Source organism: Holdemanella hominis (assembly GCF_014306155.1).
GTDB lineage: Bacteria > Bacillota_I > Bacilli_A > Erysipelotrichales > Erysipelotrichaceae > Holdemanella > Holdemanella hominis.
Window position 1 is genome coordinate 1 of the sequence record NZ_JACRWH010000104.1, and the last position, 1,897, is coordinate 1,897.

Annotated in this window: 2 protein-coding genes, 1 rRNA gene and 1 pseudogene; 3 read left to right on the plus strand and 1 reads right to left on the minus strand. The window is 29.7% G+C overall.

Annotation, left to right across the window (positions count from 1 at the left end):
• The first annotated feature begins 245 nt into the window (after positions 1 to 245).
• The 3 genes and pseudogenes from H8911_RS12030 to H8911_RS13065 form a co-directional block, all read left to right on the plus strand.
• Complete coding sequence (locus H8911_RS12030; RefSeq protein WP_186999826.1) at positions 246 to 1,349, plus strand: aldo/keto reductase; 1,104 nt, start codon at positions 246 to 248, stop codon at positions 1,347 to 1,349.
• Positions 1,336 to 1,518, plus strand: coding sequence for a DUF1893 domain-containing protein (locus H8911_RS13060; RefSeq protein WP_186999827.1), 183 nt, complete (start codon positions 1,336 to 1,338; stop codon positions 1,516 to 1,518). Before H8911_RS12030 ends, H8911_RS13060 begins: the two co-directional genes overlap by 14 nt.
• Before the next feature lie 15 nt (positions 1,519 to 1,533).
• Positions 1,534 to 1,710 (plus strand): annotated as a pseudogene (locus tag H8911_RS13065) (DUF1893 domain-containing protein); the annotation flags it as partial.
• Between the two features lie 78 nt (positions 1,711 to 1,788).
• Here the strand turns inward: H8911_RS13065 and rrf are convergent.
• Positions 1,789 to 1,897 (minus strand): 5S ribosomal RNA (gene rrf / locus H8911_RS12045); the annotation flags it as partial.

Consider the following 1,897-nt stretch of genomic DNA (forward strand, 5'->3'; position numbering starts at 1 on the left):
TTCGAAATTGACGTTTTAGTTTGTATTTTTATTTCCTGTTCAGTTTTCAAAGATCATCTGCACCTCAGCAGTGCTCATCTATATTACCAAATACTTTTCACTTCGTCAAATGTTTTTTTTATTTTTTTTAATAAAAAAATCAAAAGACTTTTATATATACACATTTTCGACAATTTTAACATTATAATTTCTATTAAACAATAAAGTTGTACTATAATTCAGTTATACATAATAGGAGGATTTTTATGAAGAAATTAGGTTTTGGATGTATGAGATTGCCATTAACAAATCCAGAAGAACCAACTTCTGTTGATTTAAAACAATTTTGTGAAATGATTGATACTTTTATGGATAATGGATTTACATATTTTGACACCGCTTATCCTTATCACCAAAGACAAAGTGAATTATTTGTAAAAAAAGCGTTAGTTGAAAGATATCCACGAAATTCATTTACTTTAGCCGACAAATTGCCTGTCCCATTTATGAAAACAAAAGAGGATGCAAAAAGAATTTTTGATGAACAATTGGAAAAATGTGGAGTTAATTACTTTGATTATTATCTTCTGCATTCTTTAAATCGTAATCATTACCAAACTGCTTTAAAATTTGGTTGTTTTGATTTTATTAAAAAAATGAAAGAAGAAGGTAAAATAAGAGAAATTGGATTCTCATTTCATGATACTGCTGATATTTTAGACAAAATTTTGACTAAACATCCTGAAATGGATTTTGTTCAACTTCAAATCAATTATCTTGATTGGAATAGTGAAAGTGTACAATCTAGATTATGTTATGAAACGGCTGTTAAACATGGAAAACAAGTTGTTATTATGGAACCTGTTAAGGGAGGAAGTCTTGTGCGTGTTCCTGAAGATATTCAAACTAAATTATTAACTTTAGATGGATCGTTATCTATTGCATCATGGGCAATACGATTTGCAGCAAGTCTTAAAAATGTTCGTGTTGTACTTAGTGGTATGTCAAACCTTGAACAATTAAATGACAATATTTCATATATGAAAATATTTAAAGCGTTGACACAAGAAGAAAACGATTTCTTGATTAAGCTAGGTGATCAAATTCGAACATTTATTGCTATTCCATGTACTGCATGTAACTATTGTACTCCTGGTTGTCCAAAACACATCTGTATACCTGAATACTTTAATCTATTCAATAAAAGAAAACAAAATTTATCTAAAGGTAAATCAACAGAATATGATGATTTAAAAAATGAACATGGAAAGCCATTAAATTGTATTGAATGTGGACAATGTGAGCGTGTATGTCCACAAAAGCTTCCAATTATCAGTAATCTAAAGAAAGTAGCGGATGAATTTGAATAAATTTAACGCAAAAAGAAACAAAATTGTATTTTATTCTTCAAATGATATTGGGGATAAACCAATCCTTTCAAAAATTAATGAAGATATGAATTTTTATAAAAACACAGATATAGAAGATACAGTATTAGGTAAAGCAGCTGCTTATCTACACCTTCTTGCAAAAATTTAATTTGTTTATGCTCATGCTCTAAGTGAAACTGCAAAAATTTATTTAGAAAAGAATAATGTTTCTTTCATATACGATAAACTTGTTAAGGAAATCCGATATAGGACAAACACAGATATGTGTCCATTAAAAAAATCCGTGATTCATATAGAGGACACCAGTTACCGCATAAATTGCATTAGAAAATACAATTAAAGAATTAATGAATCTGAAAAAAGCCAAGTCTTTTATTTACTTAGACTTGGCTTTTGAATATAAAAGGAAAAAAAAAGGACCCGGCAGCTAGCTATCTTCGCAGGGGCAAGCCCAACTATTGTCGCCGTGAAAGTGCTTAACTTCTGAGTTCGGGATGAGTTCAGGTGTGTCCACTTTGCTATCGCCA